At 48.8% G+C, this 26,343-nt stretch carries 28 protein-coding genes, 1 pseudogene and 1 other annotated feature; of the genes and pseudogenes, 15 read left to right on the top strand and 14 right to left on the bottom strand.

Annotated features, from left to right (window positions below):
- Positions 1-33 precede the first annotated feature (33 nt).
- The 9 genes from NG42_RS20210 to NG42_RS22285 form a co-directional block, all read right to left on the bottom strand.
- Positions 34-300: a hypothetical protein gene (locus tag NG42_RS20210; RefSeq protein ID WP_052902596.1), complete on the bottom strand. Its 267-nt coding sequence runs from the start codon at positions 298-300 to the stop codon at positions 34-36.
- A gap of 482 nt (positions 301-782) precedes the next feature.
- A complete protein-coding gene (locus NG42_RS20205; RefSeq protein ID WP_052902594.1) occupies positions 783-1,088 on the bottom strand; it encodes a hypothetical protein in 306 nt (101 codons plus the stop codon).
- Between the two features lie 176 nt (positions 1,089-1,264).
- Positions 1,265-1,645: a hypothetical protein gene (locus tag NG42_RS20200; protein WP_052902592.1), complete on the bottom strand. Its 381-nt coding sequence runs from the start codon at positions 1,643-1,645 to the stop codon at positions 1,265-1,267.
- A 152-nt stretch (positions 1,646-1,797) separates the two neighbouring features.
- Positions 1,798-2,532 (bottom strand): helix-turn-helix domain-containing protein, encoded by a 735-nt coding sequence (locus NG42_RS20195; protein ID WP_053116000.1) that lies wholly within the window; start codon positions 2,530-2,532, stop codon positions 1,798-1,800.
- Complete coding sequence (locus tag NG42_RS22785; RefSeq protein ID WP_156322246.1) at positions 2,495-2,686, bottom strand: hypothetical protein; 192 nt, start codon at positions 2,684-2,686, stop codon at positions 2,495-2,497. The genes NG42_RS20195 and NG42_RS22785 overlap by 38 nt, the downstream gene beginning before the upstream one ends.
- A gap of 14 nt (positions 2,687-2,700) precedes the next feature.
- The gene (locus NG42_RS22780) at positions 2,701-2,916 is read right to left on the bottom strand and encodes a hypothetical protein (RefSeq protein WP_156322247.1); all 216 of its coding nucleotides are present in this window, start codon (positions 2,914-2,916) and stop codon (positions 2,701-2,703) included.
- An 836-nt stretch (positions 2,917-3,752) separates the two neighbouring features.
- Positions 3,753-4,457 (bottom strand): DNA N-6-adenine-methyltransferase, encoded by a 705-nt coding sequence (locus NG42_RS20190; protein ID WP_241488388.1) that lies wholly within the window; start codon positions 4,455-4,457, stop codon positions 3,753-3,755.
- A 1,129-nt stretch (positions 4,458-5,586) separates the two neighbouring features.
- Positions 5,587-6,381: a hypothetical protein gene (locus NG42_RS20185; RefSeq protein WP_052902591.1), complete on the bottom strand. Its 795-nt coding sequence runs from the start codon at positions 6,379-6,381 to the stop codon at positions 5,587-5,589.
- 66 nt (positions 6,382-6,447) lie between these two features.
- Entirely contained in the window at positions 6,448-6,936 is a 489-nt protein-coding gene (locus tag NG42_RS22285; RefSeq protein ID WP_072133301.1) for a superinfection exclusion B family protein, read from the bottom strand.
- Between the two features lie 195 nt (positions 6,937-7,131).
- Here NG42_RS22285 and NG42_RS20180 point away from each other — a divergent pair, with 195 nt between their 5' ends.
- Positions 7,132-7,461 carry a hypothetical protein gene (locus NG42_RS20180; protein WP_052902589.1) on the top strand — a complete coding sequence of 110 codons (330 nt, stop codon included), beginning with the start codon at positions 7,132-7,134 and terminating at the stop codon, positions 7,459-7,461.
- Here the strand turns inward: NG42_RS20180 and NG42_RS20175 are convergent.
- Complete coding sequence (locus tag NG42_RS20175; RefSeq protein ID WP_052902587.1) at positions 7,458-9,113, bottom strand: tyrosine-type recombinase/integrase; 1,656 nt, start codon at positions 9,111-9,113, stop codon at positions 7,458-7,460. The genes NG42_RS20180 and NG42_RS20175 overlap by 4 nt on opposite strands.
- Positions 9,114-9,891: 778 nt before the next feature.
- Between NG42_RS20175 and NG42_RS20170 the strand changes: the two genes are divergently transcribed.
- On the top strand, positions 9,892-10,518 hold the full coding sequence (locus NG42_RS20170) for a serine protease family protein (protein ID WP_052902585.1): 627 nt from the start codon (positions 9,892-9,894) through the stop codon (positions 10,516-10,518).
- 95 nt (positions 10,519-10,613) lie between these two features.
- On the opposite strand, the gene NG42_RS20165 is transcribed toward NG42_RS20170, so the two are convergent.
- Positions 10,614-11,234: an L-threonylcarbamoyladenylate synthase gene (locus NG42_RS20165; protein ID WP_052902584.1), complete on the bottom strand. Its 621-nt coding sequence runs from the start codon at positions 11,232-11,234 to the stop codon at positions 10,614-10,616.
- A 34-nt stretch (positions 11,235-11,268) separates the two neighbouring features.
- Entirely contained in the window at positions 11,269-12,141 is an 873-nt protein-coding gene (gene rnm / locus NG42_RS20160; protein WP_052902582.1) for an RNase RNM, read from the bottom strand.
- Positions 12,142-12,296: 155 nt separating this feature from the next.
- Positions 12,297-12,398 (top strand) — a sequence feature (Trp leader region).
- 25 nt (positions 12,399-12,423) lie between these two features.
- Here rnm and NG42_RS20155 point away from each other — a divergent pair.
- From NG42_RS20155 to NG42_RS20120, 7 genes and pseudogenes are all read left to right on the top strand, one after another.
- The gene (locus NG42_RS20155) at positions 12,424-13,986 is read left to right on the top strand and encodes an anthranilate synthase component 1 (protein WP_052902580.1); all 1,563 of its coding nucleotides are present in this window, start codon (positions 12,424-12,426) and stop codon (positions 13,984-13,986) included.
- Positions 13,986-15,578, top strand: a pseudogene (gene trpD, locus NG42_RS23715) (bifunctional anthranilate synthase glutamate amidotransferase component TrpG/anthranilate phosphoribosyltransferase TrpD). The gene NG42_RS20155 and the pseudogene trpD overlap by 1 nt, the downstream one beginning before the upstream one ends.
- A gap of 2 nt (positions 15,579-15,580) precedes the next feature.
- A complete protein-coding gene (trpCF, locus tag NG42_RS20140; RefSeq protein WP_052902574.1) occupies positions 15,581-16,942 on the top strand; it encodes a bifunctional indole-3-glycerol-phosphate synthase TrpC/phosphoribosylanthranilate isomerase TrpF in 1,362 nt (453 codons plus the stop codon).
- A 7-nt stretch (positions 16,943-16,949) separates the two neighbouring features.
- Positions 16,950-18,143, top strand: coding sequence for a tryptophan synthase subunit beta (gene trpB, locus NG42_RS20135; RefSeq protein ID WP_052902572.1), 1,194 nt, complete (start codon positions 16,950-16,952; stop codon positions 18,141-18,143).
- Positions 18,143-18,946: a tryptophan synthase subunit alpha gene (gene trpA, locus NG42_RS20130; protein WP_052902570.1), complete on the top strand. Its 804-nt coding sequence runs from the start codon at positions 18,143-18,145 to the stop codon at positions 18,944-18,946. The genes trpB and trpA overlap by 1 nt, the downstream gene beginning before the upstream one ends.
- Before the next feature lie 175 nt (positions 18,947-19,121).
- On the top strand, positions 19,122-19,436 hold the full coding sequence (locus NG42_RS20125) for a BON domain-containing protein (protein ID WP_052902569.1): 315 nt from the start codon (positions 19,122-19,124) through the stop codon (positions 19,434-19,436).
- Positions 19,437-19,660: 224 nt separating this feature from the next.
- Entirely contained in the window at positions 19,661-19,846 is a 186-nt protein-coding gene (locus tag NG42_RS20120) for a YegP family protein (RefSeq protein ID WP_052902568.1), read from the top strand.
- A 76-nt stretch (positions 19,847-19,922) separates the two neighbouring features.
- On the opposite strand, the gene ompW is transcribed toward NG42_RS20120, so the two are convergent.
- On the bottom strand, positions 19,923-20,555 hold the full coding sequence (gene ompW, locus NG42_RS20115) for an outer membrane protein OmpW (RefSeq protein ID WP_052902567.1): 633 nt from the start codon (positions 20,553-20,555) through the stop codon (positions 19,923-19,925).
- A 269-nt stretch (positions 20,556-20,824) separates the two neighbouring features.
- Between ompW and NG42_RS20110 the strand changes: the two genes are divergently transcribed.
- From NG42_RS20110 to yciA, 4 genes are all read left to right on the top strand, one after another.
- Complete coding sequence (locus tag NG42_RS20110; protein ID WP_052902565.1) at positions 20,825-21,244, top strand: YkgJ family cysteine cluster protein; 420 nt, start codon at positions 20,825-20,827, stop codon at positions 21,242-21,244.
- Positions 21,245-21,272: 28 nt separating this feature from the next.
- Positions 21,273-22,010, top strand: coding sequence for a YciC family protein (locus NG42_RS20105; protein WP_052902564.1), 738 nt, complete (start codon positions 21,273-21,275; stop codon positions 22,008-22,010).
- Between the two features lie 69 nt (positions 22,011-22,079).
- Entirely contained in the window at positions 22,080-22,616 is a 537-nt protein-coding gene (locus NG42_RS20100) for a septation protein A (RefSeq protein WP_052902563.1), read from the top strand.
- A 67-nt stretch (positions 22,617-22,683) separates the two neighbouring features.
- Entirely contained in the window at positions 22,684-23,112 is a 429-nt protein-coding gene (gene yciA, locus NG42_RS20095; protein WP_052902562.1) for an acyl-CoA thioester hydrolase YciA, read from the top strand.
- A gap of 46 nt (positions 23,113-23,158) precedes the next feature.
- On the opposite strand, the gene tonB is transcribed toward yciA, so the two are convergent.
- A complete protein-coding gene (gene tonB / locus NG42_RS20090) occupies positions 23,159-23,902 on the bottom strand; it encodes a TonB system transport protein TonB (RefSeq protein WP_052902561.1) in 744 nt (247 codons plus the stop codon).
- 261 nt (positions 23,903-24,163) lie between these two features.
- Here tonB and NG42_RS20085 point away from each other — a divergent pair, with 261 nt between their 5' ends.
- Positions 24,164-26,044 (top strand): hypothetical protein, encoded by a 1,881-nt coding sequence (locus NG42_RS20085; RefSeq protein ID WP_052902560.1) that lies wholly within the window; start codon positions 24,164-24,166, stop codon positions 26,042-26,044.
- Between the two features lie 131 nt (positions 26,045-26,175).
- The coding region (locus NG42_RS22280; RefSeq protein ID WP_241488389.1) for a YciI family protein at positions 26,176-26,343 on the top strand (168 nt) is incomplete at its 3' end.

Here is a 26,343-nt window from a genome sequence, read left to right as displayed (position 1 = left end):
AACTGTAGGGCAGGATCGTCTACCGGGGTGGGGTCAGTCCATTGAGGAAAAGAGAGCGTCAAGCGAACTGATTGCAGTAGGCTTAATCGTTGTTTGTTTTGTTTGCAAAGCCTTTGCAATTTCGGCAACTCGTTCAACAGGAGATGATTTAGAAACGGTTTCAATCTTGCCAGCGTCAATAACTTCTATTGCTGCTTCTTTAGCAAGTCGGACAATCTCGTTTGCGACTTCTGGATCAGCAAACATTGTGATAGCGACCTTACCATCTGGCATTGCTTTTTTTATAATTGCATCTTTCATTTAGAATTTATTCCATAAAAAAAAGGCCCCGTTAAGGAGCCGAATCACCAATTTAAATTTTAGGAAATTATGGTTTTAAAGGAGTGGGCCTTTCGGAATGAGACGATCAGCCCTAACATAATGGAAGTAATGTTTTACCCCGCTCAATCGCACCGCCATAAGCGCCGCGTTAAATAGGAAGGGGATTATACCCCCTTAAATTACTTTAAGATGCATACAACCCCTAAGTCGTATGCGTGTCTTTGGCTGCCACAGCCTTAAAGCACAAGACGGGAACTTTTGGTTTAGATAACCAATTTAGATCGTTTCCGATTTAAATTTTGTGCAGTTCGGATAATCAGTCCTTTCGTAATACAGGTGAACGCGGCAACCTGCTGTAGCTGGAAGTTGAGTTCTTCCCCTACATAGTTATTTTAGCATAGAAACGGATGTAACGCAACGAATTTAGCGATTTTATTCGCTATTAGTGCATATTCATGCACTCAGTGAATCTGTGAGTGTGGCGCGGGTTTAGTTATCACTTCAAGTGTGGCGGAGATTGCGGCGATTGCAGTTGAGCACTGAAGCAACTCTACAAAGTCGCTGAGGTAATTCTCTGCCAGCCAGATTCTATCCTCTGGGGTCAACGTGGCATTATACGAGAAATACCGTTCTTTCACGAAAGCAAAGTTAGATAAAAATACATCGGTAGATGTGTAATCTGATTGCACGAGGGAAAAAACAACATCTCCTACACAATCCCAAAATTCGTCAAAGTTGGCTTTAACATCGCGTTTTTCTTCATTCATTATTGTTATTCTCCTTTAAATTTGGATGATGCCGCAAACTAATGCGGCTTCTGATTCTGATAACATAAATTGCCTTGCCACACAGGAAGGACTTTTGCTTTGTTCGTATGCATCAATTATCTGGCGGTATTATCTGTGCTTCTTTAAGCGGCGTAATAAAATGGGATTGGATGTATTCACGTCATCCACTCGCTTGTTTGATTCATCATTTCTTGATAACTGTAACCATCAAAATGAGGGCTTCCAATCCGGTTGTAAATACACCAGAATTCAAATTCTTCTCTTGAATTGTGGATCATGTGCCATTTTTCAGGGGCATAAATAATAGTTATGCAGCGGTTTCGAGGTTTGAAGTAAACGCCAGGAGTGTTATCAAGTATTTCGGAAATAGTTTCTTTTTCCATTTCCGTAAGACTCGGACTTTCGGAATAGACTTTTTCTATTTTCAGTTCATCTGATTTGGGTTCCTGCTTGGATCTAATCTTGCGGGGCCTGCCTTTCTTTTTAGGCTGTTGACTTGCAATCTTGTTGTAATTGGGTGTAGTGGTATAACTCATTTTCCTCCTATGATTCGGTATCGTTTAGCCAAAATTTTTAGCCGCTCTACAGTCTCAACTGATAAACCTAAACGCTGTGCTATTAGCTCGATAGGCTCACTACTACTACTCGCGACTTCATTTAGAAGATAAATCTTGTTCATTATTATTCCTTAGAATGGGATGAATTCGGAATCTTCCTCTTCATCGAAAGAAAGCATTACCGGCTTATCAAGCAATTTGCTTAGGTATTCCATCAAGTAACGTTCAGCTTTATAAAGATCGCCGTCTGCTTGTGAAAGCGCCCATTGTTTAGCGGGTGTAGTCACATCGCCATTAGACTTAAACGCCCCTGATGATCCCCACGGATAAGCAATAACAGGCTTTGTTTTTTCTTCTATTCTAGTATCAGGTGGCAACTCTGTGTGCTGTTCGTCTTGGCTATCATCACTGCCAGAAGCGGCTGGAGTATGAATATCATCAGAAGAAGGTAAAGCGGGGTCTGTAGCTGGCTGCTGTGGCCCTTGCGGGGAAGTTTCTGTAACAGCTTCTTGCTCTCTGACTTCGTGCCGTGTTCCTTTGTTTTCAGAATAAGAACGGCCTTTCACGTTACTAAAATCTATTTCTTTCACAATGTAGTAATTAGATTGCCCTGCCCTTTCAATTCTTTCTACAAGTCCCATAGCTTCTAAGCTTTTCACTCGTTCCTTTGCTGCATCACGAGTTATTCCGAATACATCAGCTATTTTATTGTAACTTGGGAAGGCTTCTTTCCATCCTTTGAGATAAGCATAAGTCGTTTTCAGCGCATCAGTAAAATTATAATCTTTACCATTGTAGCGGATCTTTTTTATTCCTAAGATTGCATAATCAATTTGCAGATGTTGCTTTTCTTTCATTTGGTTCATTCGGTTCTCCATTTAGAGTTGGGTTAAGTAGTTCAGCTTCTAACAATTTAGTTATCAGCTTTGGCGGTGAAATTCCCTGGCGTGTTGCCTCAGCAAATAGCGCCTTACGAAGTTCAGCTTTCATTTTAAGATTCATACCAGATTCAAAGGCCATATTGTGATCTCCTGTTAAGTGGTAGTTATAGATTGTTGGTTTCGCAGTTCAACAAGTCTTTCAGCGGCAATAAGAAGGGCGTGTATAGCGAGTGCTTCACGGATTTTCTTAGATGTTGTTGATTCGGGATCGATTGCTGCTTGAGATTGAAGGGATTTTCTTTCGTATTCCCCTGAAAGAAGAAGTGATACGTAATCTGCTTCAGGAAAATGTTTTCTACGTCCAGCCATAAGCCTCCTTATTTAAATTTGTTTAATCTCCCTAATACTCATAGTATAGGAATACAAGCCCGATGTCAATAATTTTATTAATTTATTTAAATAAGCTCGCTTAGATTACCAGTCTTACACCATTAATGCAAGTAAATTTACAAAAATAGTATCAAGTCGAATTCTACCTATCTGTAAGCCTCTGTATTGCGTTCTAAGCTAAAAGGTAAGGAAACAGTATTACCCGCACTTATAAAGCGCCTCAGAACGGCTTAGATTTAGCCCTTTTATCAGTAATTTACGGTTAACTGTGATTCTGGAGAATATCCGGCGCGGCCCACTTTAAAACGATCAGCCAGGCGTTAGCGTTCTGGCTGCAATGGACTTGCGTCCAGTGTCTGGCTGTAGCCAGTGGGAGCACACAAATCAAAGGTGAGATGAAGAAGAGGTGTAAACGATCATCGAAAGCTTAATCACTAATTACATTGTGTCAGGGTAGGGCGTGCAATCGTCCGATGTAAGCACAATCAATCATTGCTCTGTGGGCGACAACGGAGCAAGAGCAAACGATCATCATTACTTTTATAAACTGTTGTTCAAAGAAAGAACAATCTTGAAATTACTATACTGATTTAATAAATGATCTAATAAATAATTTAATAATTGATCTAATAGTGGGGGGTTAGCCCCCTCCCCCCTGGGGTACTTTCACCCCTCCCCTATGGTAAACCTATAGTTTTACCGTTCATCTTAATGAGTGACAATCTGTCACCTATCATTCAATCCGGCTTACGGTAAAACGATACTTTTCCTTTCTCATAACCCGCCCACTTTATGAGATTTATTATTTGAAATAGCTACAGCCTGATAGTGATCCTTCCCACTGTTGATCGGGGAATGCCTGTTGCCTCTGCTATCGCTTGAATTGTGCTGCCTTTCTCATACAACTGAACAACCATATCAATCTGTTCAGCATCATAGAGGGTAGGTCTGCCCCCCTTCCCGCCTCTGTTGACTACGGTCAGCGGTAACAGGGTATCAGCACAACAAACCGTTATTCTGTGCTCTGCTGTGCGTGGTGTGTTGCGATAGACAAGGATAGCCACTGGCAAGGGCGCACGGTTAGCTATCACGGCTTGTGCTACGCCTGGCGGCGGTACAAAGCGCACATTCCTGTGTAAGAAGCGGATCTCATGGCAATAGGAGTTAGTCCAGACCAGTTTTAACCAGTACCCGCTTTGTGTACGTGCAGGAACAACAAACACGCCTGTATCTGGTTCATGTGCTTTCTTCAGGAACTTGCTGATCTGACTGTATGGAGGATTGCAAAAGAGGCTTTCACCCTGCCAGCTTTGGGCAAATGCATCAGACGCTATATCAAAGTAGCGATCACATACCCGGTTTTCCCTGGTAGCTGCTGCATCTATGGTAAAACTGAATTCTTTGTTCAGGTTGTCAAACATCCGGCGCGGTGTGCGCCAGTCGTCATTACCGCCTTTGGCCTTACCGTTTGAAGCATAGCGCCGTACATCTTGGGATAAAACACTAACTATCTCTGTCACAGGTTCCCTTTGTGGTTGCAGTCGAGTAGGAAGCAGACAATACATTTTGATCGTGATGATGTCATTTGCTTAACAACGCCCTTCCCTCTCTACTTAAAGTGAAATAAAAAATTCGGTCAAATTATGTTCAGCTAATCCAGATTAAATAGACCGTTATTAACATGAATACATAGCGGTATTCCCGAACATACCCGCCGAATCTCCCACTTAACTAAACCCACTTTGAAACCTTCAATTGTTGATCCCAATGTTGAAAGTTAACTTTGCTGACTTTGGTCAATGTCTCCTGAACCCGCACCACAGAAGGCTTCAGAGAAGATTTCACTTTCAATTGTGGAATTACACTGTGCCAGGTTGCTAGACACACGCTTTCCTTCGCTACATTCGTGCACCGGAAACTCGTAATTTTTTCTATTTTTTGAGAAAATCGAAATGCTGATGGTTACAGATGATACTGTTTCAATTTGAAATCAGTTTTCAGGTGGGCGGATCTGTCTCGTGGGGTTTGGAACAATTTCGAGGTGAAAGCCTCAAAACCTAAGAACTATCTTTTCATGCATGATCAGCCACAAATTTACTGAACAAGATAAGTTGTCCTGAATCTCTCTCAAATGCATTGATTGTGCGATCAATTAGCCCTCTAGCCTTCGCAAGCGTTTAAAACAAGTGAAAGGCAATACCTGACTAAAATAGTCAAGTACACGTTATGGTCATTATGTTAAATACGTGCAAATTTGAGTGAGATCAAAGGGCCTAACACCAAGTTTTCACGATTGATGCGGGTTATTGGCGGGTTAAATTCGTACTGATATTTTGAGATTTTACGGTTTAGGATTTCCGGCAGGATGCGCGGCGCTTAGCAAAGCAGCCGTTGAGATGGGATAATTTCTGCATTCAATTGTAGAGTAAAGGCATGGCCTTATGGAATCGCCCACGGCGGGGGAATTTGAAATGAATAAAACATTAGCCACTATTTTATTGTGCCTGGCTGCGGCTAAGGCGTCAGCCGTGCAGGTAACGCTAACTGATGTTGAGCGTGTGGAGAATGGGAGAACTGCCCTATGCATTTACACAGGGCATAATTTAACCCGCACTGTTGAAGTTCCATCTAGTCAAAACTGTAAGTCAACTATGAGTTTTGAGACGGATGAATGATACTATTCTCTAAAGCCTGTACCACATTGCCGAATGTTGTTAAAAGGATTGGGCTATTTTTTATTTCTATTTTCATTATCTTTTGATGACTACCTTTATTCAATTGTGACTTATACTTTTTAGTCATCATGTCATAAAAATCTTTGCCCGGCGAGATCGAGTAAATAATCAAAAATCCGTCAGCAATGAAACTCCAGATTACGGCATCAATGGTATCATCATAAGATTGCCCTACATTACTCACAATACCTTTAATTGCATCATCATTGAAAGTACCTGAAGAATCCACGATTCTAAAAATACAGATCTTTATAAACTTATCAATACTAAGTCTACTTAACTTATTGAATCTTAGCTTATTCTGGAGGATACAATGCCTTAAAGCATCATCAAGGCTCTCATTGCCTACAACTCCTTGGAAGTGCGAGTGTTTAGAAATTGATGCCCGCCATAGGATACTTAGTAAATAGAGGTAATACTTTTCGTAATTGAAAGATTTTATGATGATGTGGTCACTATTTTTCCTGACATTACTCCAATCTCTAAGAACACGAATGCCATAATTTTCGAATGTTGTTGAGAGGTATTGCTCACAATCATCACAAAGCATTGGCTCTTTAGGATCAAAATTCCCCACTGTTGAATGCTTACCCTTATGCACCATTACCAGCTTTCCATTCTCTTTGAGATTCTTATAGTAACTTCTAGGAATTATGTGAGAATTACGTAAAATGCTGTCTTTAAGACATAGTTTACAAATTCCTTTCATTATTGATTCTCCATAAACCTTGAATTAGTCTGCTTATTGCACTTTACGATTCTTTCGAAAAAGATACTAATTAAGTAATTCAGGTTGTTTCTTTAAAGCTTTTCTTGCCCACGGATAAAGACTATAGGGAAATGTCTTCCAGTGAGAACTCAAATTTGAAGAACGATAAACAATTCTTTTTGATTCTAGAGAGCAGATCACACCATCACTAATTTCTCTTGAGATAGTTGAAGTATCATTTTCCAAAAATATTTTTAGGTAGCCTTTTTCATCACTAGTTAAGGTTTTTAATTTTTCAAGACGTTCTCTATTTTTTTGGAATCCTATTATTCTTTCGCTAAAAAATGTAAACAGACGACTGACTAAAATAGCTGTAACCAAAAGAAAGGCAGGTCCTAACCACGCTCCATAGTTGGCTCTAAATTCTGAAAGGTTTAACTTCTCAGTCCATGAATGGGGGCTGAACAAAATCATTGCTAGCAAAAAAGTAATTGCTACAAACAGGCTTGTGGGGAGTTTTCTGTATGCATCTACAATATCGGAAAAGTTAGGCAAGGGTCGTACCTTTTGATTTCTTATGTTATGGCTAACTTATAGCCGTTTCCTTTCCTTCAGACAATAGTCACCTAAAGCGTTGTGACGAGGTTATAGCCTATCGAACGTATAAACCCACTCTTCATAGACTCAGGACTTGCATTCCTTCCCTACACTAACTACTGTGTATTTATACAGTTTTATGGTGGTGATTTTATGGGCAACAAGAATGGTTTTGATCCTAGTGTAACAAGAGGCGTTCAAGTCTATTGGGAAAGGGCCGAACGGGTGACAGTAGTGCACTCAGGCGGCTTTCTGGACAGAGTTGATCAGGGTTCAGTAGTTCTCTTTGAAACTAAGCGTGAGGATGAAGAACGGATGTTTTGGTTTGGTCGCACCACGAACACAGCTTATTGGTTCGTGATGCATCAGCCTGTGTCGATTTTTGAAGTAGGGAACTGGTTCAATCATCATCAGATGATGTTAGATGCACATAATGGTGATCTAGATGAGTTCTGCGACATGCAAGGAGAGTTACCCTTTTAACGCCAATCGATACCATCAACCACAGAAAGTAATTCTTCAAGGGTTGGCTCATGTGTGTAACGCGCAGTGATGCCAAGAGATTCAGTCAAGCTATGACCAACTACAAGTTGCACTTGAACAGGTCGTGCATGAGTCAAAGCCTTAGTAATGAACGAATGGCGGATCGAGTGTACGCGCCTCTTCTGCCCTTTTTCATTGAAATCGGGAGCATTGCATTGGCGCATAATCGTTACCCAAGCGTCAGTGACTTCTTTGTAACCTGGGAATTTAGGAAAAAGTCTGTCTGTTATTTTTTTACCTTCAGCCAGCTTTTCTAAAATCCCTTCGATGCTTTTATGAACCGGGATCTGTCGCTTGGCATGATCGGTCTTGCCATCCTCGATAAATAAGTATCTACGCCCTGTTAGTTCATCGGTGCGGAACTGACTTACCTTTAGATCTGCAATTTCGCCCCGGCGTGCTCCTGTATGGCATAAGGTAAGGAAGTAAGCCTTACGCCAGTTATCATCAGTGAGGCCGTCCAGGTGAGCTACCAGCCTCTTCATCTCAGGCGCTGAGAAGTTGCCGCCTCTGTTCTCTTTAACTTCATACTTTATCCCCTCTGTTGGGGCCAAGGTGAGAACGTCTTTTTCATCTTTCAAGTAGACTTTGAAGAAAGAGCTATAGATCTTCAGATGCTTTTTCACCATCGCGCTGCTAAGCAAATCTTCCTCCGGCACATCATGATCGATGCACTGTTGAAGGGTCATAGTTTTGTATGGGTGTGCAAAGCGCTTAGGTAGTGCAGTAATGACGTCCAGTGTCTTCCTGATATCTTGCTTTGTGATACTGGTTACAGGCTGATCCCCAACAACATGAATCAAAATTTCAAAGAATCGTTTGTTCTCTTTCTCTATTGACCTAACCCAATGGCTACCCTTGTCTTTGACAAACATTGCCCAAGCTTCTGACAGCAAGATTGATACACTTTCTTCTTCTACATCAGCTTCAAGTTCAGCCGCTTCAGGAACAACAGGAAGCGCCTGTTTAAGCCCTTGTATGATTTGCTGATACCTTGGCAGGTCTTTTGAGTAAAAAGCTTGGTACGCCTCGTATAGTTGCGCCCTGCACATGTCCCACCGACTACCCGCAACCATCACTTCAAACGGTAAAGAATCAGGATCAAATCCTTCGTGTTTGAGATTGTACTTGATTAGATTTTCACTAAAAGAATGCCCATTTATCAGATCGTCCGATACAGCACCTGCATAACCTTTAGCAGTTTCTACTGTATCTGCCGCATTCACTGGCCCGAGTCCAGCAGCCCTAATGATCGAACCGAGTTGTGGAATTCGCTCTGCTTCTTTCAGGTCTGTTTCAAGCAGTCTGAACAGCAAGCTATCAAGATCGCGTTTAGTCAGCGCCTTGAGATCAACAATCTTGAGTTTGAAATCCTCTTCGCTCATCTGGCCTGCCTGAACCAAAGGAATGTAGGCAGACAACCGCGACATGGTTGCTTGTGCAGTTTTCAGGGAGTCAGTAGCTAAGGATTGGCGAAAGAACTTGCCAGAGGGTAAGCGGAAGTTGATGTAGAAAGTTTCGCCGCGCTTCGTAGTGTATTTGGGTGTGTTGCTCACGTTTCGACTTTTGTTGTACACCGAATTGTTGCCCATAACGTTGACCTTGTTGTTGTTAAGTCATTGATTTTATTAACAAGGAAATCGTAACAGATTGATTTTAAGCCTAAATTCTCGGGCCTTCCCAGGCGTCATGGATGATAGTCAATTCGCCCCTGACAGAGTGCCAGGCTTCAGACTGTAAACATAATAAAAACAGCGTGTTAATACTTAGCTTCTTTCAGGGGAACAGCATTCTACACTAAGTTGATTACCATTGATAATGATTCAACGAGTATAGCAACAGCGGGCCCGGCACGCTGAGCGCCTGATTTCTGAACCATGGCGGCGGCTGCCCCACCGCTTTCATCAGGCACAGTGAAGCTTAACGTTGCCATCAGCAAAAAAACCAGTCAGGACAACCACTTTTCCACAAATGAGCAGTTGTTAATATCAAGTTGAATTTACCTTTTAATTTTTTATGCTGTGTTAAGTTAAATTAACCTGCATTCGAATATATCAAACATCAAATAAACAGAATAAATAAATATCAAATTAACTTAACCCATTATTATTATAATTTTTTACTTTGCGGCATTTTAATTAATTTGCCTGATTTAAGATAGTGTGTAGAATTTAACCATCAGCATAACCAGCACAGTTATTTATAGCCGATTACTGACAGTAAAAATTTTCTATTTATTAATTATACGATAACAACTTACGCATCAGATAATTTCTGTTGTTAATTGCGCTAATTGACTTAGCGCCGAACTTGCATGTCAAAAATCTTCACCAGGGATTGCCGATATGCGCAAATAAAAAGTTTAACACAATGAAAATACTGATATTTTTGCCAGTTTTGCTTACACTATTGCTGTCAGGTTGCTCTGTCGGAAAATATCAGTACAGCAGCGAAGCAATGAAACATGTGGACCTGAATTTCACCGGTATCCCCACCGTATTGGGTATTGGCATGATGGGCAGCAGTATTCCGATCACCCCTGAATACAGCCTGACCGCCGCGCACGTGGCGAAATATTCTGTGCAGCGGGTAAAGGCTTATCATCCTTATTGTGATGTTGCCATTATTTATCATAAGAATGACATCAAGGATTTACCTAAGTTTCGCAGCAGCGAGATCGGTGATCCCATTAAAATGTACGGCTACAGTTTTATCTCGGCGATGCCAGTGGAATCCTCCGGGGTTAATTTAACCCGAACCGGAATCCGTAACGGCTGGAATAAACGCCCATGTGTCGCGATGGCTTCCAACGCTGGCGTCGTAAAAGGCATGTCAGGCGGCGCGGTGTTTAACAATGATGACACTATTGGCGGGGTGATTGTCGGTTACACGTCAAAAGTGAGAAATCACGCTAATGGACAGTCGGTACTGAAGAATGTTTCGCTGTATATTCCCTATGCCAATTTCCAGCAGTGGCTGGTCGCCAACACACTGTAGGGGAGCCGTTTTCAGCTCCCGTTCTGATGGCACGCAGGGGGCAAACACTCAACACGGACGGTGAGCTCCCCGCCCCTGCAAAAGCCGAAAACAGATTACTGGAATGGCTTCACGTCACCCACGCCTGTGCGGATCACCACCGGTGCATCATCAGTCAGATCGATAACGGTGGTCGGCTGCTGGCCCAAAAAGCCGCCATGAATGATCAAATCCACCACTTTACCGATGCTGTCCTGGATCTCTTCCGGGTCGGACTCGGTGAAATCATTGCCCGGCAGCATTAATGAGGTCGACATCATCGGCTCATTCAACGCTTCAAGCAGCGCCAGCGCGATAGGATTTGACGGCACGCGCAACCCGATGGTTTTACGCTTCTCATTCATCAGACGGCGCGGCACTTCTTTGGTCGCCTTCAGAATAAAGGTGTAATTGCCTGGGGTATTATTTTTAATCAGGCGAAAAGCACTGTTATCAACATGCGCATAGGTCGAAAGCTCAGAGAGATCGCGACACATCAGCGTGAAGTTATGATTGCCATCCAGCTGACGAATGCGGCAAATCCGCTCCATGGCGGTTTTGTCTTCCAGCTTGCAGCCCAGTGCATAGCCGGAGTCGGTCGGATAAACAATCACCCCGCCTTTATTCAGCATCTCAACCGCCTGTTTTACCAGACGTGGCTGCGGGTTTTCCGGGTGAATATAAAAAAATTGACTCATAGCTAACCTCTTGTCGCCCTGGTATCCGGGATTGTTACTGCGCAATATCCGGGTAGCGTGTCCAGATGGCTTCAACGCCACCGGGCAGCCATAATTTTTTCCCCAATTCAATCCACGGACAGGGTTGGTGGAAATCGGAGCCTTGCGATGCGGCCAGTTGATAGTGCTGTGCATATTGCGCCAGCTGGCTTCGCTCATTGGGTGGCTGCTGACACTGCGCCACTTCCATCGCGTCCCCCCCGCACTCGGCAAAGTACGCTATCAGGCGTTTTAACCATTTGGTCGACAAACCATAACGACCAGGATGCGCCAGCACCGCACGACCACCGGAATGATGAATTGCATCAATGGCTTGTTCTATTGTACACCACTGTGGCGGTGCGTAACCGGTTTTGCCACGCGCCAGGTAGTTTTTAAAGATTTGCGCCATATTATCGCCTTTACCCTGTTCAATCAGGTAACGGGCAAAATGACCACGGGTGATCGCACCGCCATCGGCCAGACGCAGTGCGCCTTCCAGTGCGCCGGGGATCTGCGCTTTTTCCAGCCGTTCGGCTATTAATTGCGCGCGTGCCAGACGGCGATCGCTTTGCGCTTGCAGAAACGCATTGATCCCCGCATCGTGAATATTAATCCCTAAACCGACAATATGAATTTCATGGTTTTCCCACAGCGTCGAGACTTCAACACCGCTGATAAGCTGTAACGGCAGTTGATGCTGGTCAATCGCGGCCTGCGCCGGGGCAATACCGGCGATAGTGTCGTGGTCGGTGATCGCCAGCACGCCCACCCGCATGTCGGTCGCGCGCAATACCAGCGCTTCAGGGCTGAGTAATCCATCAGATGCACGCGTATGACTGTGGAGATCGTAAAGAGGGAAATTGCTGAGGGGCGTTACGGCTGTCAAAACTACTCCGGGACACTAAGAATTTATGCCGTCATGATAACGACAATTGGCATCAAGGGAAAAAGAGTATTGACATTTTTCTCCCGAACCAGTTAACTAGTACACAAGTTCACATGCGGGGTATCACGAAAATGACTTCTTTAAACACGAATTTGCATAGCTGGTGGCGCACTTCTCCCTGACCGGGCGGCGTCGTCATGCACATTCTGAGGAACTCAGTGCAGATACCCAAGCCCGCCGCCAGCGGGCTTTTTTTTGAGCTATACCAACAGAGATATCATCATGCCAAATGCGAAACCTACATTGAAGTTGATAACCGGCAACGCGCCTTACCGCGAAGATCCGGCCGCAGTGTTCCATCAGTTATGCGGCGCACGTCCGGCGACTCTGCTGCTCGAATCCGCCGATATCGACAGCAAAAAAAATCTGAAAAGCCTGCTGATTGTCGACAGCGCGCTGCGCATCACCGCGTTGGATAAAACCGTCACTCTGCAGGCGCTGTCAGAAAATGGCCGTGCGCTGCTGCCGCTGCTGGATGCCGCGCTGCCTGCGGAAGTGGATAACCAGATTCGCCCCGACGGCCGGGTACTGACCTTTCCGGAAATCAATCAGTTGCAGGATGAGGACTCGCGTTTACGGTCACTGTCGGTGTTTGATGCGCTGCGTCTGTTCCCGACGCTGGTCAACACGCCGGTCGAAGAGCGTGAAGCGATGCTGCTCGGCGGCCTGTTTGCTTACGATCTGGTCGCCGGTTTTGAAACGCTGCCGGCGCTGGATAATCAGCAGCGCTGCCCGGACTACTGCTTCTATCTGGCCGAAACCCTGCTGATTATTGATCACCAGACCCAGACTTCACGCCTGCAAGCCAGCCTGTTCGCACCTTCTACCGCTGAGTTCCAGCGTTTACAGGGGCGTATTGAACAGTTGCATGGTCAGATGCTGCAACCCGCGCCGGCACTGCCGGTGCAACAGGTTGAGAAAATGTCGCTGAGCTGCAACCAGAGCGACGAAGAGTACTGCGCTGTGGTGCGCAATATGCAGGAAGCGATTCGCATCGGTGAAATTTTCCAGGTGGTGCCATCGCGCCGCTTCTCATTGCCCTGCCCGTCGCCGCTGGCGGCTTATGACACGCTGAAAAACAGCAATCCCAGCCCGTATATGTTCTTTATGCAGGATCAGGACTTCTCGCTGTTCGGCGCGTCACCGGAAAGCTCGCTGAAATATGAAGCGACCGACCGTCAGATTGAAATCTATCCGATTGCCGGTACTCGTCCACGCGGTCGCCATGCTGATGGCTCACTGGATCGCGATCTCGACAGCCGTATCGAACTGGAAATGCGCACCGACCATAAAGAGCTGGCCGAACACCTGATGCTGGTCGACCTGGCCCGTAACGATCTGGCGCGCATCTGCGAAGCTGGTAGTCGCTACGTGGCGGACTTAACCAAAGTTGACCGTTACTCATTTGTGATGCACCTGGTATCACGCGTGGTCGGCAAACTGCGTGGCGACCTGGATGTGCTGCACGCCTATCGCGCCTGCATGAATATGGGCACCCTGAGCGGCGCGCCGAAAGTCCGGGCGATGCAGTTGATCGCCGCCGCTGAAGGCACCCGTCGCGGCAGCTACGGCGGTGCCGTCGGCTACTTTACCGCCAACGGCGATCTCGATACCTGTATTGTGATTCGTTCGGCCTGGGTTGAAGACGGCGTGGCCACGGTGCAGGCGGGAGCGGGCGTGGTACTCGACTCCAACCCGCAAGCCGAAGCTGACGAAAGCCGCAATAAAGCGCGCGCGGTGTTACGCGCAATCGCCACCGCTCATCACTGCACGGAGATTTTCTGATGGCCGATATCCTGCTGCTCGACAATATCGACTCCTTTACCTACAACCTCGTCGACCAGTTACGCGCCTTTGGCCATAACGTGGTGATTTACCGTAACAATATGCCAGCCGATACGCTGATTGAACGGCTGCAAGGGATGGAAAACCCGGTGCTGATGCTGTCACCAGGCCCTGGCGCCCCGGCTGAAGCCGGTTGCATGCCGGCATTGCTGCAACGCCTGCGCGGTCAGTTGCCGATTATTGGCATCTGTCTGGGTCATCAGGCGATTGTTGAAGCCTATGGGGGGCATGTTGGCCAGGCGGGAGAAATTCTGCACGGTAAAGCCTCAGCGATTACCCACGATGATGCCGCCATGTTCCACGGCCTGAGCAATCCGCTGCCGGTGGCGCGCTACCACTCGCTGGTAGGCAGCAATATCCCGGAAGAATTAACGATTAACGCCAGCTTTAACGGCATGGTGATGGCAGTGCGCCACGACGCCGACCGCGTCTGCGGTTTCCAGTTCCATCCTGAGTCGATTCTGACCACTCAGGGCGCAAACCTGCTTGAACAGACCCTCGCCTGGGCGCTGGCGTAATCTAAGGAGAATCAGATGCACGATATTCTGGAAAAACTTTATCAGGCGCAAACCCTGACTCAGGCAGAGAGCCACCAGCTGTTTTCAGCGATTATCACCGGTCAGCTGGAACCGACCCAGCTTGCCGCCGCATTAATTGCGATGAAAGTGCGCGGTGAGCGCCCGGAAGAGATTGCCGGTGCGGCCTGCGCGCTGCTGGAAGACGCGAAGCCTTTCCCACGCCCGGATTATATGTTCGCGGATATCGTCGGCACCGGCGGTGACGGCAGTAACAGCATTAATATCTCTACGACCAGCGCGTTTGTGGCGGCCAGCTGCGGACTGAAAGTTGCCAAACACGGTAACCGCAGCGTTTCCAGTAAGTCAGGGTCGTCAGATCTGCTGGCGGCGTTGGGGATTAACCTCGATATGCCCGCGGAGCAGGCACGTCAGGCGCTGGATGATCTGAACGTCTGTTTCCTGTTTGCACCGCAATATCACACCGGCTTCCGCCACGCGATGCCGGTACGTCAGCAGCTGAAAACCCGCACGCTGTTTAATGTGCTCGGCCCGTTAATCAACCCGGCGCGCCCGCCGCTGGCCGTGATTGGCGTCTACAGCGCTGAGCTGGTGCTGCCGATTGCCCAGACGCTGAAAGTACTCGGTTATCAGCGTGCGGCAGTCGTTCATGGCGGTGGCATGGATGAAGTGGCATTGCACAGCGCCACCCATGTCGCCGAACTGCGCGACGGTGAAATTACTCACTATCAGCTGACGCCGGAAGATTTTGGTCTGAGCTTCCATCCGAAGGAAGCGCTGGCGGGCGGCACGCCGGAAGAAAATCGTGACATTCTGACGCGATTACTTCAGGGTAATGGCGAGCGCGCCCATGAAGAGGCGGTAGCGGTTAACGTCGCGATGCTGTTGAAAGTCTTCGGACATGAAGATTTACGTGAAAATGCCCAGCGCGCACTGCAAGTCATTCGCAGTGGCCAGGCCTGGGAGCGCGTCGTCGCACTGGCAGCAAGAGGATAATCATGCAGGACACCGTACTTAACAAAATTGTTCAGGACAAAGCCATCTGGCTGGAAGCGCGTCAGGCACAGCAACCGCTGGCCTCGTTTCAGAATGACGTGGTACCGGCAAGCCGTAATTTTTATGATGCATTGCAGGGAGCGCGTACCGTTTTTATCCTTGAGTGCAAAAAAGCTTCGCCATCGAAAGGGGTGATCCGTGACGATTTTGATCCGGCGACCATTGCTGGCGTCTATAAATCCTATGCCTCAGCAGTCTCGGTGTTAACCGACGAGAAATATTTCCACGGCAGCTTCGATTTCTTGCCGATTGTCAGCGCGGCGATTACCCAGCCGGTGCTGTGCAAGGACTTTATTATCGACCCTTACCAGATTTATCTGGCGCGTTATTACCAGGGCGATGCGATTTTACTGATGCTATCGGTGCTGGATGATGAGCAATATCGTCAGCTGGCGGCGGTGGCACACAGCCTGAATATGGGCGTACTGACCGAAGTCAGTAATGAAGACGAGCTGGAGCGCGCGATTGCGCTACAGGCGAAAGTGGTCGGCATCAATAATCGCGACCTGCGCGATCTGTCGATTGACCTGAACCGCACGCGTCAGCTGGCGCCACTCCTGTCGCATGGCGTCACGGTGATCAGTGAGTCGGGCATTAACAGCTATGCACAAGTGCGCGAGCTTAGCCATTTTGCCAATGGTTTTCTGATCGGTTCGGCGCTGATGTCCGAAGACAATCTGGATGCAGCAGTACGTCGGGTATTGCTGGGCGAGAATAAAGTCTGCGGCCTGACCCGCGCAGAAGATGCCGTGGCAGCATATCAGGCGGGCGCAATTTACGGTGGACTGATTTTTGCTGACGGATCGCCACGTCAGATTAGTCTTGAGCAAGCGCGTGAGGTGTCAGCCGCAGCCGCGCTGAAATACGTCGGTGTTTTCCGCAATCATACGCCTGATAAGGTGGCCACTACCGCGCAGGCGCTGTCACTGTATGCGGTGCAGTTGCATGGCGCGGAAGATCAGGCGTTTGTTGATACGTTACGCGCACAGTTACCGGCAACAGTGCAAATCTGGAAAGCACTCAGCGTGCAGCAAAGCCTGCCTGCGCGCAACTGGCAACATATTGACCGCTATGTCTTTGATCAGGGTAACGGCGGCAGCGGCAAGCCGTTCGACTGGTCGCTGCTGAACGGCCAGCCGCTGAGCGATGTGCTGCTGGCGGGTGGCTTAAGCGCAGATAACTGTGTCGCCGCCGCGCAACTTGGCTGTGCCGGACTGGACTTTAACTCGGGTGTGGAAAGCGCACCGGGCATTAAAGACCACGCTAAAATTGCCGCCGTATTTCAGACGCTGAAAGCTTATTAAGAGAGATATCATGACCTTATTAAACCCCTATTTTGGCGAATTTGGCGGTATGTATGTGCCGCAGATTTTGATGCCAGCACTACGCCAGCTGGAAGAAGCCTTTGTCAGCGCCCAGCGCGACCCGGAATTTCAGGCGCAGTTTACCGACCTGCTGAAAAACTATGCCGGTCGCCCGACCGCCCTGACCCTGTGCCAGAATCTGACCAAGGGGACGAAAACCCGTCTCTATCTGAAACGTGAAGACCTGCTGCACGGTGGCGCGCATAAAACAAACCAGGTGTTAGGTCAGGCGCTGCTGGCGAAACGCATGGGGAAAACCGAGATTATCGCCGAAACCGGTGCGGGCCAGCATGGCGTCGCCTCGGCACTGGCCAGCGCTCTGCTGGGTCTGAAATGCCGCATCTATATGGGTGCAAAAGATATTGAACGCCAGTCGCCAAATGTGTTCCGTATGCGCCTCATGGGTGCCGAAGTGATTCCGGTTCACAGTGGTTCCGCCACGCTGAAAGATGCCTGCAACGAGGCGCTGCGCGACTGGTCCGGCAGCTATGAAAACTCACACTACATGCTGGGCACTGCTGCGGGTCCACATCCGTATCCAACCATCGTGCGCGAATTCCAGCGGATGATCGGTGAAGAGACCAAAGCACAAATTCTGGAGCGCGAAGGCCGTCTGCCGGATGCGGTGCTGGCCTGTGTCGGTGGCGGCTCGAACGCCATTGGTATGTTTGCCGATTTTATCGATGAGGCATCGGTTGGCCTGATTGGCGTCGAACCGGCCGGTCACGGTATCGAAACCGGTGAGCATGGCGCGCCGCTGAAGCATGGCCGTGTCGGCATCTATTTCGGTATGAAAGCGCCGATGATGCAGACCGAAGAGGGTCAGATTGAAGAGTCCTACTCGATTTCTGCCGGTCTCGACTTTCCGTCGGTCGGCCCACAGCATGCTTATCTGAACAGCATTGGCCGCGCTGATTACGTCTCAATTACCGACGACGAAGCGATGGACGCGTTTAAAGCGCTGTGCCGCGCCGAAGGCATTATCCCGGCGCTGGAATCCTCACATGCACTCGCCCACGCGCTAAAAATGATCGCTGAAAATCCGGAAAAAGAGCAGCTGTTGGTGGTGAACCTCTCCGGCCGTGGCGACAAAGATATTTTCACCGTGCACGATATTCTGAAAGCGAAGGGAGAGATCTGATGGAGCGTTATCAGCAATTATTCAACCGTCTCGACGCGGCGAAACAGGGTGCATTTGTGCCTTTTGTCACGCTTGGCGACCCCTCCCCTGGTCTGTCGCTGAAAATCATTGATACGCTGGTTGAGGCGGGCGCAGATGCGCTGGAACTGGGAATACCGTTCTCCGACCCTCTGGCCGATGGCCCGACGATTCAGGGCGCTAACCTGCGCGCATTTGCCTCCGGCGTCACCCCTGCTCACTGCTTCGACATGCTGGCGACCCTTCGTCAGAAATACCCGGATTTACCCATTGGGCTGCTGATGTACGCCAACCTGGTGTTCTCCAACGGTATTGATAACTTCTATGCGCGTTGCGCAGAAGTGGGCGTTGATTCAGTGCTGGTGGCCGATGTACCGGTTGAAGAGTCTGCACCTTTCCGCCAGGCGGCATTGCGCCATAATATCGCGCCGATCTTTATCTGCCCACCGAATGCCGATGACGACCTGCTGCGTGAAATCGCGTCCCATGGCCGTGGCTATACCTATTTGCTGTCACGTGCCGGGGTGACCGGTGCAGAGACCCGCGCCAGCCTGCCGCTAAAACACCTGGTGGATAAACTGCGCGAATATCATGCGGCACCGCCGTTACAGGGCTTTGGTATCTCCGAGCCTTCGCAGGTAAAAGAAGCGATTGCGTCTGGTGCTGCCGGTGCAATTTCTGGCTCAGCAATTGTAAAGATCATCGAGCGAAATCATGCCAGTCCGGATGTTATGCTGACTGAACTGTATAATTTTGTCAGTAGTCTGAAGGCCGCCTCGCGTTAATGTCTGTAAACAGTAACCAGCTATAAATTAAAATGCCTTATCAAACGATAAGGCATTCTTTCCTTTCTGTTTTTTTGCCTCAGTAATTTGTACATTTCTTTTTTCTGTCCGACAATAATAGAGGTTCCGTCGTTGATGACGGCCATATCCATTGATTGTGACAGGGAGATAAACAATGAAGTTATTTAAAGTCGTAAGTGGTGCAGTTATTGCTGCTGTGGTTGCGCTGGCAGTCAGTGCCTGTGCGCCAACATCAACCAAAGAAGGCACCGGCGGATACATTGATGACACGGTGGTGACCACCAAAGTTAAAACGCAGCTGCTGCGTGAAGACTCACTGAAATCGACTGAGATCAATGTCGAAACCTTTAAAGGCCGCGTACAGCTAAGTGGTTTTGTCGCCTCACCGCAAATGGCAAATCGTGCCGTAGAAGTGACACGTACCGTGCCGGGTGTGAAATCTGTAGTCAATAATATGCAGATTAAATAACCCACCGTTCGTGACCAGGCTGGCCGGATAATTCCCGGCCATTTTTTTGCAGCTATCTCCTCTCCACGCAGCGATAATCCTGAGATCTTTCCCCTCTCCTGGCGATAGCGCGCAAAAGGACTGGCATATCACCGCTCACACTGTTAAACAAAACTTATTGATAAGGCGCGATTTATGGTCAATATTGAACCGGTCGCACGGTGCGACGGAATAAGGAGACAGCCATGGGTTACTACGTAATTAAGAGAAGCAAATCTACGGTTAAAACAGAATTCTACTTTGTCCTGAAAGCGTCCAATGGCGAGGTGATCGCCACCAGCGAGATGTACACGTCAAAACAAGCGGCACATACAGGAATAAAGTCGGTACAGCAAAACGGACCGACCACGGATATTCGTGATGAGAGTTAGCCGTTCAGTCTGACGACGTAAAAAAGGGCAAACTTTTGCCCTTATCACTTCATGACCTGAAAGTTTACCAGAGGGGTCAGAAACGGTAGCCCACGCCAAAGAAAAACACCCAGGGATCAATCCGGGTTTTAATATTCTGCTCTTCGCCGCCAGCCTTAAATTTCACTTCGGTATCGATATCCATATACCACACCGACATATTCAGCATCCAGTCAGGGCTGACTTCATAGTCCAGCCCCACCTGTCCGGCCAGACCCCAGGAGTCTTTGACGCTCAGATCGCTAAGGCCCGCATCACGCCCGGTCTGATTGAAGTCGGCGTCAAAAAAGGTGGTGTAGTTGATACCGGCACCCACATACGGACGCGCCTTACTGTTACTGTCGAAGAAGTACCACTGGGCCATCAACGTTGGCGGTAACTGTTTCACTTCAGCCAGATTACCGGTAGCAGCAAGGCCAACCCGATGTCGGAACGGGGTCGCCGCCAGCAGCTCGACACCGATATTGTCGGTGGCCATATAGGTAAACGTCAGGCCAAGCTGAGTATTGTTATCCACGCTGAATGAGCCCATACCCAGCACATTATCCGATCCTTCCGTCGGGCGTACCGTCGCCGAACCGGCACGCATAAAGAAATCACCTGCCTGATGCGCACTTGCTACCACTGGCATTGCTGCTGTCATTGCCAGGATTACCGCTGCCAACTTCATAACCACTCCTGTTGTTATCGCGTTGTGTTTGCTACCTCTTTTGAGGTGTTCTGATTAATATCGCGCGGCACATACTGACAGTAGATTTACAAAAGATCATGCAAATCAATTGTTTCATATCTCTTAACATTCAATGCATTGATCTGGATCAATTTGTTTCAAATTCGTTACACGAATAAAGCCATTGAAGAAAAGCGAGGAAGCGGATATTTTGCTTGTCTCCATTAATGTGATTTTGGTTCGAAGCCTCAGGAGGGGCGGGCGATCAAATGAGCGATACCCTTAATCCTTGCGTAACCTGTGGCGCTTGCTGCGCCTATTTCCGTGTCTCTTTCTACTGGGCTGAAGCCAATGATGGCGGCGGCTGCGTGCCAGCAGAACTGACTGAACCTCTGACCCCTTTTCTGCGTGCCATGGCGGGCACCAACAGTAAAACACCACGCTGTACCTCGTTGCAGGGAGAGATTGGTGGCTGTGTCTCATGCGGTATTTATGAGCATCGCCCGACGCCCTGTCGGGAATTTCAGATGGCAGGTGAAAATGGTGAGCCGAATGATGCTTGCGACCGGGCGCGGGCAAAATACGGCCTGCCGCCGCTTTTTCATCCAGCAATCGCTGCAATAACCGAAAGTTATGTAAGTCAGGGTGCCAGCTTCCTGTCAGAACATGTACAATCGCCGGGTATATAAAACCCGGTTTTCCACTAAAGGAGTGTACATGTCTATCACGGCGGGATCGCTATACCGTGACACGGGAAATTTCCTGCGCCATCAATTAATTACTATCTTACTGATGGCGCTGTTGACCTCATTTATTACGGTGATCATTGGTCACGCCCTGACGCCCAATGCCGATCAGATGTCGATATTGAGCGAAGGCGACAGTGGCAGCGCGGCTACGCTGTTTGAAATGGTGCAAAGCATGACGCCAGAGCAGCAGCAGGTGTTATTGCGCGCGTCTGCTGCCGGCACCTTTGCGTCACTGGTCGGTAATGTGTTGCTGTTAGGTGGAATGCTCTGTCTGATCCCGATGGTTTCCGCCGGGCAACGGGTTAGCGCCCTGCGCGCTATCGGTGCTTCAGCACCGATGCTGCCACGTTTGCTGCTGCTCACCTTTTTGATGACGCTGGTGGTTCAGCTGGGCTTTATGGTGTTGGTGGTGCCGGGCGTGCTGCTGGCCACTTTGCTGGCACTCTCGCCGGTGATTCTGGCGACCGAGAAAAGCGGCGTATTTGCCTCAATGCGCGCCAGCGTCCGCCTGGTCTGGGGTCAGATGAAACTGGTGGCACCCGCCATCATTTTCTGGCTACTGGCGAAAATCCTGCTGATGTTGCTGGCAACCTCTTTCACCGTATTGCCCGCCAATGTTGCTTCGGTAGTATTTAACGCCATCAGCAATCTTGTTTCAGCCATATTGATTATTTATTTGTATCGGCTGTATATGCTGTTACGTTAAACAGTAAGGCATACCCGTAACGGGTATGCCGACTCTGAATGATGCCCCGTCAGTGATTTGGAAACTTTTATGAAGCAGTTACTCGATTTTCTCCCGCTGGTAGTATTCTTTGTCTTTTATAAGCTATACGACATTTTCGTCGCCTCGGGCGCGCTGATTGTCGCCACCGGTCTGGCGCTGGTCATTAGCTGGGTGCTTTATCGCAAGCTGGAAAAAATGACAATTTTCACCTTTGTGCTGGTCGCGGTATTTGGCACCCTGACACTGGTTTTCCACAACGATGAGTTTATTAAGTGGAAAGTCACGGTGATTTACGGGCTGTTTGGCGTTGCCTTGCTGTTCAGTCAGTTCTGGATGAAAAAACCGTTAATTCAAAGCATGTTAGGTAAAGAAATTCAGCTACCTGAACAGGCCTGGCGCAAACTGAATGTTGCCTGGGCGCTGTTCTTCTTCGCCTGTGGACTGGCAAATATCTATGTTGCCTTTTGGCTGTCGCAGGAATTTTGGGTTAATTTTAAAGTGTTCGGCCTGACCGGGTTGACGCTGGTATTTACCCTCGTCAGCGGTGTCTATATCTATCGTCTGATGCCGCAAGAACAAAAATAACTCACTTTGCCCGGCTGTCTGGCCGGGCACTTCAGGCCATCTGGCCGCCTTGATAAGAAGCGAAGCAATGGACGAGAAACAGAAATCCCCGCAGGGTGAAGTGGTACTGCGTACGCTGGCTATGCCCGCCGATACCAATGCCAACGGCGATATTTTTGGTGGCTGGCTGATGTCGCAAATGGACATGGGTGGCGCGATTCTGGCAAAAGAGATTGCCGAAGGCCGTGTGGTTACAGTGCGGGTCGACGGCATGACCTTTCTTAAGCCAGTGGCGGTCGGTGATGTGGTGTGCTGTTACGCGCGCTGCATGCGAACCGGCAGCAGCTCGATCACGATTAATGTCGAAGTGTGGGTGAAAAAAGTCTCTTCCGAGCCCATTGGTCAGCGTTATCGCGCGACCGAAGCAGTGTTTATCTATGTTGCCGTCGATCCTGAAGGCAAACCGCGCCCGCTGCCGGTGGGTAAAGGCAATCTCAATCACGACAGCCAGCCATAATGCTCAGGGCGGATATTATCCGCCCTGCCCTCGCCAGCCGCCCGGCTTATTCGATACTGCTGCCGCCATCGAGACGGAAGACAATATTCATGGTGATATTGTTACCCGGCTTACCCGCTTCATAACGCCACTTCTTCATCGCCTGCTTCACTTCACGCTCAAACATATTGCGCGGTTGCGCTGAGAGAATGCGTACGTTACCCACCTGACCTGAACTGTCGACATCAAACTGCACCCGCACTTTGCCCTCGATGCGTAATGCCGCGGCACGCGCCGGATAACCCGGCTTACCGATATTCAGCGCACGCGGCCCTGTAGGCACCGCTTTCGACTCTGGTGCATTTGACAGTTTCGGCGCGGTGGACTGTTTCGGAGCCACTTTCTCAGGCGTATCTTTCTGGAACGGATTGGCTTCACGCGGCGGCGTTTTCGCCTTCACCTCTTTCTTCGGCTTCACCACCTCTTTTTTAACCGGCTTCGGTTTCGGCTTCGGTTCCGGTTTAGGCATCGGTACCGGTTCAGGCTTTGGTGGTTCCGGCACCGGTTCTGGTTCCGGTTCCGGCTCAGGTTCAGGTTCCGCAATCGGTTCCACCACCGGCGCAGGCTGTTGCTCTGGCTGCACTTCAGGAGCAACCATCGTCACACTGATGGGTTGAGACGCTTTCGGTACTTCAACAACCTGGTGAAAAGAAGCATAGAGCAAACCCGCAATCACCGTGCCATGCAGCGCGACAGACAGCAGCAGTGGCAAGGGGGAACGTCGGGACAATGTTGTAGTGAGCGTCGTCATAGTCATTCAGCTATTTTAATCAGGCGACAATAGTAAATGCAAATAGCAATCAGTTTCAACAAACAGTCTGATTAAAGCCACCGAAAAGCGCTTAATCGCGTTTGGTCACGCTCTGCGCGGGTAAAAGGCCTGAAGCCAGGCAATGACCCGTGGGGATATTGCCATCAGCGACAGGATAAAGGCGGATATTGTAAATCGAATACAGTCAGCAGGGATATTATTAAGCTCTTTCCACAGATGCTTACTACTCAGGAGAGCAATATGGCCAGGGATTTCCCCGCTGTCACATCCTCATCTGCCGCTTCAACCTGCTCTGCGACGGTGACGACCAACACTGCCACCTCCGGCGTGATGAGCAAGATTATCGGCGCATCACAGAGCCCGGCCAGACTCGGTCAGTTGCCAGAGATGCCGCAGCATCTGCGAACGGACAGAGCGGCAGAGCAGTTAACACAATTAAACCTGCTTGGACAGTTTCAACAATATGAGCAATTTGTGCGCTTTCAACATTTTCAACGTTTCCAGCAAGTGCAGCAACTGGAGAAATTAGCGCTTATACAGCAGTTGCAGAGTGAAGTGGCACAAATCAAGCAGGCTCCTTTGCCATCAGCAGTCGCAGAAACAATGCAACATGACATGCAGGGCAGCGCCTCATGCCTGCAACATCTGAGTCCGGAAGCGGCTATCCGCCAGAATGCGCGTAAAGAAGTAGTCAGATGGTGTAATAAGTACTGGTGGATGAGTGCCGGATGCAACAGGCAGGGACGAGTCAGACAGCTTTTGCTGGCACCGGACAAGCCTGACAATCTTAAGCCGTCAGAGGTGCACAAAGCGTTGAGCCTGATCGACAGCGATGCCCCCTGTGCAAGATCAGTCGAATATGCATTTCATGAAAAGCCGACAGAAGCCGACCCAGAGTTAGTCAACTGGATTCAAACTAATCTGAGTGATAGCGGTTCCATCGAGTTCCAGTTACTGACGCTACTCAAACGCAAGGATGCACCAGCAGACCTTACGCCAAAAAAATTGCGGACAGCACTGCTGACGTTCGATCCTGACAGTATCTTCGGCAAGAGCACTATTCATAAAGCATTCGCTGCCAATAAAATCGTGTTAAGTCCCCAACTGAGGACATGGGTCAATCAGCACTGGCCTGAGTCTAAAGACATTCCGGTACGAGAAAAAATCGAACTGCTGCTGGCACTGCCCAACCGCCCCGCCGATCTCAATGCCAGGACGCTGTATATCGCCTTATTTTACTTGTTGGGTGAGGGTGTACCCGGGCTGGCCACCGTTTACCAAATTTATAATTCAAGAGGAACCACTGGCGCGGTTGAACAATTAAAGATGCTGAAAGAGTGCTGGGAGTACACCAAAGGGTCAGTAGTCGAACGGCTGGTTACCCTGTTAAATCAGCCCAATATGCAGCAGTGGCGTGATGTCCAAAAACTGCATACGGCGTTGAGGTCACTGTATAACCAAAATGCGCCGCTCAAAAACCAGATCAGAATAGCGGTCACTGAGGTAACGGGTGGAGTCAGTGACGCACTAAGAAACTGGGTCGTCAGAAACTGGACTGTCTCATCGGAAAACAGTCAGGAAGAGAAAAGTCGAAAAATCAATGCTCTAATGGAAAATCCGGCGATGCCGCAACCGGTAAATGCATCCATGGTGTATAGCGCGCTGGTGCTGGCGGATAGCCGCCCCCCGGCGAAAGAGTCAGTCATTACGGCATTTAACCACTACTTTCCAGAATCCAGTAATAAAGATGACCTGCTGCAGGTATCACAGGATATCGATGCCCATCTGTTGAAATTACAACAGTCCCCGGCTTCAGCACACAGTAATGAGATTCTGGACTGGTTAAATCAACCGGTTGCCGGTCAGAATGCTCGCGAGTTATCCGCGTCTCCGGACACCACCACGCCGGATATCATTACGCCGCAGCCCCTCACGGAAATTATGCAGGATGCCAGCATCGCAGAAATGTATCAGCAACTGGTGCAAGCGTGCGGCTTCGATATCCTTGAGCAATCCGGACCCAAACCGTCGCCGTTCCTGACGGATGTACAACCTCGCAAGCGCAGCGTAAGTTCGCCAGAGTTAGCCGCAACCGTGATAAAGAGGCCGCGTCAGCTTTAGCCTGCGGGCATTACAGCAGTGGGTAGCAGAATGAGCGGCAATCAATCCGCGAGTATCTTTTCAATTGCACATTGTTTAATGATGACTTAACGTGATCGCCGAATCTCAATGACCCGACAGGAGTTCTGAACGTGCTCTATGTAATTTACGCTGAAGATAATGCTGACTCACTGGAAAAACGCACCGCCGTGCGCCCTGCTCATCTTGCACGCCTGCAATTGCTGCAGGACGAGGGTCGCCTGATTATCGCCGGTCCAATGCCAGCAGTAGACAGCAACGATCCCGGCGTCGCAGGATTC

It is taken from the genome of Winslowiella iniecta (assembly GCF_001267535.1).
Classification (GTDB): Bacteria; Pseudomonadota; Gammaproteobacteria; order Enterobacterales; family Enterobacteriaceae; genus Erwinia; species Erwinia iniecta.
This window is presented reverse-complemented; position numbering and strand designations above follow the sequence as displayed.